General features: G+C 59.2%; 2 protein-coding genes. Both read right to left on the bottom strand.

What is annotated here, in order from left to right; translation table 11 throughout:
* Nucleotides 1-725 (bottom strand): FAD-dependent oxidoreductase (locus tag Q8M42_RS17970; RefSeq protein WP_305285097.1); only part of this gene is annotated, 725 nt, incomplete at its 3' end.
* A gap of 66 nt (nt 726-791) precedes the next feature.
* Nucleotides 792-1356 (bottom strand): 2-oxo acid dehydrogenase subunit E2 (locus Q8M42_RS17975; RefSeq protein WP_305285100.1); only part of this gene is annotated, 565 nt, incomplete at its 5' end.

Raw genomic sequence — 1356 nt, forward strand, 5'->3', positions numbered from 1 at the left:
CCCAGGCGGATGTCCAGGCCCTGCTTGGTCAGGGTCTTCTGGGCTTCCTTGGCGATCTGCTCGTCGGCAGCAGCGAGGAACTTGTCCATGGCTTCCAGGACAGTGACTTCGGCACCCAGGCGAGCCCATACCGAGCCCAGCTCCAGACCGATCACGCCAGCGCCAATAACACCCAGCTTCTTCGGTACGCTCTGGAATTCCAGGGCACCGGTGGAGTCAACGATGACGTCCTGATCGACCGGGGCCGGCGGGATCTCGACCGGCTTGGAGCCAGAGGCGATGATCACGTGAGCGGCTTCGACCACCTGGGTCTTGCCGTCGGTGCCAGTGACTTCCACTTGCTTGCCGGCCAGCAGCTTGCCGTGGCCTTCGAGCAGGGTCACGCCATTGGCCTTGAACAGGCCGGCAACACCGCCGGTGAGGTTCTTGATGATGGTGTTCTTGCGCGCCACCATGGCCGGAACGTCGATGGTCACGCCCTTGGCTTCGATACCATGCACGGCGAAGCCGTCTTTCGCTTCGTGGTACTTCCAGGAGCTGTCCAGCAGCGCCTTGGACGGAATGCAACCGACGTTCAGGCAAGTACCACCGAGCGCAACCTTGCCCTCTTTATCCTGGTACTTCTCGATGCATGCAGTCTTCAAACCGAGTTGAGCTGCTTTGATAGCGGCTACATAGCCACCAGGGCCGGCACCGATGACTACCACGTCGAATTTCTGGGTCATAACGTATTCCTTCTCGAATAAACCGGACGGCCCTGGTTAGAGAGCCGCCGTGGGAGAAACTGGCTTTTAGATGTCCAGCAGCAGACGCGCCGGGTCTTCCAGCAAGTTCTTGATGGTCACCAGGAAGGTCACGGCTTCCTTACCATCAATCAGGCGGTGATCGTAGGACAACGCCAGGTACATCATCGGACGGATAACCACCTGACCGTTAACTGCCATCGGACGCTGGATGATGTTGTGCATACCCAGGATCGCGGCTTGCGGCGGGTTGACGATCGGCGTCGACATCATCGAACCGAACGTACCACCGTTAGTGATGGTGAAGGTGCCGCCGGTCATTTCTTCGATCGACAGCTTGCCGTCTTTGGCTTTCTTGCCAAAGGTGGCGATGCCGTTCTCGATTTCAGCCAGGCTCATCAGCTCGGCGTTACGCAGCACCGGAACGACCAGGCCACGGTCGCTGGATACGGCAACACCGATGTCGGCGTAACCGTGGTAAACGATGTCGGTGCCGTCGATCGAGGCGTTGACTGCAGGGAAACGCTTCAGCGCTTCGGTGGCGGCCTTGACGAAGAACGACATAAAGCCCAGGCGTACGCCGTTGTGGCTCTTCTCGAACAGGTCTTTGTAC

It is taken from the genome of Pseudomonas sp., from assembly GCF_030684895.1.
Classification (GTDB): Bacteria; Pseudomonadota; Gammaproteobacteria; order Pseudomonadales; family Pseudomonadaceae; genus Aquipseudomonas.